The 6,789-nt window shown below is 72.0% G+C and carries 7 protein-coding genes; 4 read left to right on the forward strand and 3 right to left on the reverse strand.

The features are described 5' to 3' along the window. Nucleotides 1-44: 44 nt before the first annotated feature. From radA to E1289_RS22400, 3 genes are read right to left on the reverse strand one after another with little or no spacing between them, the layout of a single operon-like run. Complete coding sequence (gene radA / locus E1289_RS22390) at nt 45-1,475, reverse strand: DNA repair protein RadA (protein ID WP_131983241.1); 1,431 nt, start codon at nt 1,473-1,475, stop codon at nt 45-47. Nucleotides 1,476-1,511: 36 nt separating this feature from the next. After that, on the reverse strand, nt 1,512-2,648 hold the full coding sequence (locus tag E1289_RS22395; protein WP_131983243.1) for an alpha/beta hydrolase: 1,137 nt from the start codon (nt 2,646-2,648) through the stop codon (nt 1,512-1,514). Nucleotides 2,649-2,690: 42 nt separating this feature from the next. Then, the gene (locus E1289_RS22400; protein ID WP_243713071.1) at nt 2,691-3,401 is read right to left on the reverse strand and encodes a class I SAM-dependent methyltransferase; all 711 of its coding nucleotides are present in this window, start codon (nt 3,399-3,401) and stop codon (nt 2,691-2,693) included. Nucleotides 3,402-3,566: 165 nt separating this feature from the next. Between E1289_RS22400 and E1289_RS22405 the strand changes: the two genes are divergently transcribed. From E1289_RS22405 to E1289_RS22420, 4 genes are all read left to right on the forward strand, one after another. Beyond that, a complete protein-coding gene (locus tag E1289_RS22405) occupies nt 3,567-4,451 on the forward strand; it encodes a sugar phosphate isomerase/epimerase (protein ID WP_131983245.1) in 885 nt (294 codons plus the stop codon). After that, the gene (locus tag E1289_RS22410) at nt 4,448-5,068 is read left to right on the forward strand and encodes a TetR family transcriptional regulator (RefSeq protein WP_243713072.1); all 621 of its coding nucleotides are present in this window, start codon (nt 4,448-4,450) and stop codon (nt 5,066-5,068) included. The genes E1289_RS22405 and E1289_RS22410 overlap by 4 nt, the downstream gene beginning before the upstream one ends. A 70-nt stretch (nt 5,069-5,138) precedes the next feature. Next, nucleotides 5,139-5,870, forward strand: coding sequence for an ABC transporter ATP-binding protein (locus tag E1289_RS22415; protein WP_131983247.1), 732 nt, complete (start codon nt 5,139-5,141; stop codon nt 5,868-5,870). Then, a complete protein-coding gene (locus E1289_RS22420; RefSeq protein WP_131983249.1) occupies nt 5,867-6,601 on the forward strand; it encodes an ABC transporter permease in 735 nt (244 codons plus the stop codon). Before E1289_RS22415 ends, E1289_RS22420 begins: the two co-directional genes overlap by 4 nt. Nucleotides 6,602-6,789: the final 188 nt, after the last annotated feature.

Below are 6,789 nucleotides of genomic sequence, written 5' to 3' on the forward strand. Positions count from 1 at the left end.
CGCAAGCATGTGTCGCTTGGCGTAATACTCTGGCGTGACCCAGGTTACGGCGCCGTAAAGGACACCTGCAGCGCCTGCTGCAGGCTGTCGACCTCCATCACCTTCATGCCCTCGTAGCTGGTGAGCTGCGGGTCGGCGCGCTTCAGCGGCGATCCGTCGGCGAGTTCGAGGGAGCCGCGCGGGACGACGGCGTGCTTGAACCCGAGCCGCGCCGCCTCGGCCAGCCGCCGCTGCACGCCGGGGACGACGCGGACCTCCCCGGCGAGGCCCACCTCGCCGAGCGCGATCAGGCTGGTGGACAGGGCCTGCTCGACGGACGCGCCCGCGACCGCCAGCGCGAGCGCCAGGTCGACGGACGTCTCGGTGAGCCGCACGCCGCCCACGGTCGAGACGTACACGTCCTGCTCGTGCATGGAGATCTTGCACCGCTGGGCGAGGACGGCGAGGACCATCGCGACCCGCGAGGTGTCCAGCCCGGACGTGGCGCGCCGCGGCGCCGGCAGGTGCGATTTGGCGACGAGCGACTGCACCTCGGCGACGAGGGGCCGGCGCCCCTCCAGCGTGACGGTGACGCAGGTGCCGGGGACGGCCTCGTCGCGGCGGGTCAGGAACAGCCCGCTCGGGTCGGGCAGCCCGACGATGCCGACCTCGGACAGGTCGAAGCAGCCCAGCTCGTCGGTCGGCCCGTACCGGTTCTTCACGGCGCGGATCATGCGGAGCCGCGAGTGCCGGTCGCCCTCGAAGTACAGGACGACGTCGACGAGGTGTTCCAGGAGGCGCGGCCCGGCGATGGCGCCCTCCTTGGTGACGTGGCCGACGAGCACGACGGTGATGCCGCGTTCCTTGGCCACGCGGATGAGGTTGGCGGCGACCTCCCGGACCTGGGTGACGCCGCCGGGCGCGCCGTCCGCCTCGGAGGTGCCGATCGTCTGGATGGAGTCGACGACGAGCAGTTCCGGCTCCACGACGTCGATGTGCCCGAGGATGGCGGACAGTTCCGACTCCGCCGCCAGGTACAGGCCGTCGGTGATCGCCCCCACGCGGTCGGCGCGCAGCCGCACCTGCTCCGCCGACTCCTCACCCGTCACGTAGAGGACGTTCTTCGGCTCGCCCCGGGGGCCCTGCGACTGCGTCGAGGCCAGCGCGGCGACCTCCAGCAGCAGCGTCGACTTGCCGATGCCCGGCTCGCCGGCCAGCAGCAGGACGGCACCGGGCACGATGCCGCTGCCGAGCACCCGGTCGAGCTCGTCCAGGCCGGTGGGCTTCGACTGCGCCGACCGCACGTCCACCTGCCCGATCGGGCGCGCCGGCGCGCTGACCGGCCCGGCCGACACGACCCGCGCCGGAGTGGCGGACGCGGCCTCGGTGACCGTCCCCCACGTCTGGCACTCGCCGCAGCGCCCGACCCATTTGGACGTCTGCCAGCCGCACTCGGTGCACCGGTAGCTCGCCTTCGCGGTCTTAGCCTTCGCCATGCGCGGAAGCGTAGAGCCCCCCTGCGACATCCGGGGTCAGGCGCCTCGGGGCTCGGCCTCGGGGAGGCTGCCGGACGCGGCACGGGCGATCAGGTCGCCCAGGTGGTCGTTGATGATGCTGGGGCGTTCCATCATGGCCATGTGGCCCGCGGACGGGACGATCTCCAGGCGGGAGTCGGGGATGCAGCCGGCGATCCGGAGGCTGTGCTCGGCGGGGGTGAGGAGGTCGTTCTCGGCGCCGATGACGAGGTTGTCGGCGCCGGCGAGCGATTCGCAGTCGCTGATCACATGCGTCGTGATCATGGAGTGGAGGTAGCCGGCGAAGGCGTCCATGCGGGTCTCGGACATCATCTGCTCGGCGAACGCGACCGCGGCCGGGCTGGCGTCCGGGCCGAAGGCGATCCGGTCCTCGATGAGGATGGCGGAGCCGCGGCTCAGGTGGCGGACCCTCTCGACGGCGCCGGAGCCGGCGCCGAGGGCGGCGAGGGCGCGGGGCATGAGGCGGTGGCCGGTGCGGGCGAGGAGGGCCGGCATGCCGAGGGTGACCTCGCCGAGGCCGGCGGACGACGTGCAGAGCAGCCCGGTGGCGACGATCTTGCGGCCGAACAGGCCGGGGTGCTCGTCGGCGTAGCGCATGATCGTTATGCCGCCCATGGAATGGCCGACGAGGACGACGGGCGTCCGCGCGGGGACCGTCGCGTCGATGACGGCGGCGAGGTCGGCGGCCAGCCGGGAGACGGTGTAGCCGTCGCGGGCGCCGCCGTCGGAGCGGCCGTGGCCGCGGTGGTCCCAGAAGACGAGGCGGCCGAGGCCGCGCAGGGCCTTGCGCTGGAAGTGCCAGGAGTCCTGGGTGAGGGTCCAGCCGTGGCAGAACACGACGGCGATGTCGGTGCGGTCCTCGCCGTCGATCTCGGCGTACAGGCGGGTGCCGTCGTCGGCGCGGACGGTGACGGGGCGGCCGCGCAGCGACCCGAACGGCTCGCCCGCGTGGGGGTCGGGACGCAGTTGCAGGCGGCGCATGGCGCGGCGCTGGACGGCGAGCCCGGCACCGGCGCCGGCCGCGCCCACGGCCGAGACGGCGAGCACGCCGCCGAGGCCCTTCCAGAGAGCGGCACGACCCCTCCGGGGCGGCTCGGTGCGAGCGACGCGGCTCGTCCTGGCGGCACGGCCCATGGTCCGTTCCTCCGTTCCGGCAATGACCGACCAGTCGGTAACTCAGGGGCAACGCCACCACAAATTAACGGCATAGTCCACCTCAAGGGGCGTCTCCCGGCCGTCCTGTTCGCGCAGGCAGGCTTCGGCGAGGTCGGGCGGGAACTCGATCCCCAGGACGGCGGCGAGATCGGCCCGGCGCTGGAACGACCACCGGATCGTCAGCGGCTCCCGGTTGAAGCCGTGCCGCGTCCAGAAGCGCTCCACGGCCTCCGGGTCGTACTTCGGCAGGCTCCGCCGGAACCAGCGGCCGAACGTGGAGCGCGTGGCGTCGTTGTCGATGACGAAGATCGCGCCGCCGCGCCGGACGACCCTGGCGAGTTCGGTGAGACCCGGTTCGCAGCCCGGCCCGAAGAAGTACGCCCACCGGGCGTGGGCGACGTCGACCGAGGCGTCCGGGAGCGGCAGCGCCTGCGCCGTGCCCGCCCGGACGGTGGCGCCCGGAAGATCGCGGACCCGCCGCGCGGCGGCCGACGCGAGACCCGCGTGCGGCTCCACGCCGATCACCCGGTTCGCGTCCTCCGCGAAGAGCGGCAGGTGGTAGCCGGTTCCGCAGCCGACGTCGAGGACGTCCGCCCCCTTCCACGGGCGGATGGCGCGCATCGCCTCGGCGAGGACGCCGTCCGGGTCGACGGCGCGGTTCTCCAGCTCGTAGATTCGGGGGGAGTTCCAGATGTTGGGGCTCGGCACGGCGCCCCGGGCGATCTCTGCCACGGGACCAGAGGGTAGCCACCCGCCCCCCGCCGGCCGGTCAAGATCACGGCGAGCAGTCGGTATCACGCGGGGCGAGGGTTTCATCACGGCCGTGGCCGCATAGGCTTTGCTTGCATACATCGCCCCTGCGAACATCACGAAGCGACCATTCCTGGCGAGGAAGCCTTGACTCCGCAGCACAACGGCGTCTATTCACCGGCCCTCCGTGTTCCGGACGCGCCGATCACGCTCTCCACCGCGTCGGTGTACCCGGAAAAGGTGCCGAGCGCGTTCGAGATCGCCGCGCTGCTGGGCTACGACGGCATCGAGGTCATGGTGTCCACGGACGCCTCGTCGCAGGACCTGAACGTCCTGCGCCGGCTGTCGGACTACCACCAGATGCCCATCAAGTCGATCCACGCGCCCTGCCTGCTGCTGACGCAGAGGGTTTGGGGGCGCGAGCCCTGGGGCAAGCTCGTCCGCTCCAAGGAGGTCGCAGAGGAACTGGGCGCGGAGGTCGTCGTCGTCCACCCGCCGTTCCGGTGGCAGCGCGACTACGCCAAGGAGTTCGTCGAGGGCCTCGCCCGTATGCAGGACGAGACGGACGTCCTGTTCGCCGTGGAGAACATGTTCCCGCTGAAGGCGCGCGGAGCCGAGGCGGGCATGTACCTGCCCGACTGGAACCCCGTCGACCAGGACTTCCCGTACGTGACCCTCGACCTGTCCCACACCGCCGTATCCGGCTCGGACCCACTCGACATGGCGGGGAGGCTGGGTGACCGTCTGCGTCACATTCACCTCGCCGATGGCGTCGGCATCACCAACAAGGACGAGCACCTCGTGCCGGGCCGCGGGAACCAGCCGTGCGGCGCGATGCTGGAGAACCTCGCCGAGAGCGGGTTCCGCGGGCACATCGTCCTGGAGGTCAACACGCGCCGCGCGTCCAGCCGCGTGGAGCGGATGGAGGACCTCGCCGAGGCACTGGCCTTCGCCCGCCTGCACCTTGCCGCCGCCCCCCACACCTGGGAGGTGACCCCGGCGGGAGAGATCACCCGCCGGGGTGTGCGGTGACGGACGCGCTGCGCCCCGAGGACGAGACCGCGAAGCGGCACGCGGCACGGGGACCCGGGCGCCGGCCGGGCCCCACCGAGACCCGCGAGAAGATCCTCGCCGAGGCACGCACCCTGTTCGCCGAGAAGGGGTACGACGGCGCCTCGCTGCGCGCCATCGCCCGCGCCGCCGGTGTCGACCCCGCCCTCGTCCACCACTTCTTCGGCAACAAGGAGGGCGTGTTCGTCGAGGCGATGCGCTTCCCGGCCGACCCCGCCGTCGTGCTTCCGCGCATCCTGGCATCCCCCAAGGAGCGGATCGGGGAGACGATGTTCCGCGTCTTCCTGGAGGTGTGGAGGGACGAGGAGCGCCGCGCGCCGCTGCTGGCCATGCTGCGCTCGGCGATGACCAACGAGCGGGCGGCGGCGCTGCTGCGCGAGTTCGTCACGGCCGCCCTGTTCGGACGCGCCAGGGAGGCCACCGACGCGCCCCCGCTGGGCATCCAGGCGGCCGCCGGCCAGATGATCGGCGTCATGATCCTGCGCCATGTGGTGCGGGTCGAGCCGCTGGCCTCCGCCTCCGAGGACGAGCTGGTCGAGCTGGTGGCCCCCACCCTCCAGCGCTACCTCGTGCCCTGATCCGGGAAGCCTCCTTTCCCCTTGCCCGATGCCCTTGACCGGCACCTGCGCGTCCGCATAAATTCAACACATGATGAGTTCTAGTCCGGCGGTGAGCGTGCGGGACCTGCGGGTCGTGCGCGGCGGCCGCGAGGTCCTGCACGGGATCACCTGCGACGTGCCGCGGGGCTCGGTCGTGGGACTGCTCGGCCCGAGCGGCTGCGGAAAGACCACGCTGATGAGGGCGCTGGTCGGCGTGCAGATCGTCCGGAGCGGCACGGTGACCGTCCTCGGCGAACCCGCCGGGGCGCCCGGCCTGCGGCGCCGCGTCGGGTACGCGACGCAGACGCCCGCCGTGTACGCCGACCTGACCGTCGCCGAGAACCTGCGCTACTTCGGCGCCGTCCTGGGCGCCCCCCGCGGCGACGTGGACCGCGTCATCGACGAGGTGGGGCTCGGCACGAGCCGCGACCAGGTCACCGCGACGCTGTCCGGCGGCCAGCTCAGCCGCGCCAACCTCGCCGTCGCGCTGCTGGGCACGCCCGAGGTCCTCGTCCTGGACGAGCCGACCGTGGGCCTTGACCCGGTGCTGCGCCAGGAACTGTGGGAGCTGTTTCGCGGCCTCGCCGACCAGGGCCGCACCCTGGTCGTGTCCAGCCACGTCATGGACGAGGCAGGCCGCACAGACCGGCTCCTCCTCATGCGCGAGGGCCGGATCCTCGCCGACGGCACACCGGACGGCCTGCGTTCCCGCACCGGCAGGCCCGACCTCGAACAGGCGTTCCTCCACCTGATCGCCGAGAAGGCCGGGAGCCCCTCATGAGCATCGCGATCACCCTCGCCACGATGCGCCGCATCCTGACGCAGCTCCGGCACGACCACCGCACCCTCGCGCTGCTGATCGGCGTGCCGACGCTGCTGATGATCCTGCTGCGGTACGTGTTCGACCAGCCGATGGTCTTCGACCGGATCGGGCCGATGCTGCTCGGCCTGTTCCCGTTCACCGTCATGTTCGTCGTGACCAGCGTCGCCACGCTCCGGGAGCGGACGAGCGGCACCCTGGAACGGCTGATGACCATGCCGCTCGGCAAGCTCGACCTCCTGCTCGGCTACGCCCTCGCCTTCGGGGTGATCGCGCTGGTGCAGGTGGGCGTCGTCCTGCTGATCTCGCTGACCTGGCTCGGCCTCGACCTGAGCGGCTCGCTCGGCTCCCTGGTCCTCGTCGCCGTCCTGGACGCCCTGCTCGGCATGTCGCTCGGGCTGTTCGCCAGCGCGTTCGCCCGGACGGAGTTCCAGGCCGTCCAGTTCATGCCCGCCTTCGTCCTGCCGCAACTGCTGCTGTGCGGACTGATCGTCCCGCGCGACGACATGGCGACCTGGCTGCAGGTGATCTCGGACGTCCTGCCGCTCTCCTACGCGGTCGAAGGCATGCAGGAGATCAGCTCCCGCACCGACTTCACCGCCACCCTGGCCCTGGACGTGGCAGTAATCACCGCCTTCACAGTGGTCGCCCTCCTACTAGGAGCAGTAACCCTGCGCCGCAGAACTGTTTAACCCAGGGGGGCGACCCCCCTGGAACCCCCCGTTACGCACGGCGAGCCGTTTCCCGATCCGCTTCGCGTCTCGTGAAACGGCTCGCCGTGCGGCGGGTCGTGCGGCCTCCGGTCGCAGAGCGACCTCCGGCCGCACGACCCGTGGGGTGAGGATGCGGGTCTTGGCCATGGGGGCGACCCCTGGGGGTG

Source organism: Actinomadura sp. 6K520 (genome assembly GCF_004349245.1).
Classification (GTDB): domain Bacteria; phylum Actinomycetota; class Actinomycetes; order Streptosporangiales; family Streptosporangiaceae; genus Spirillospora.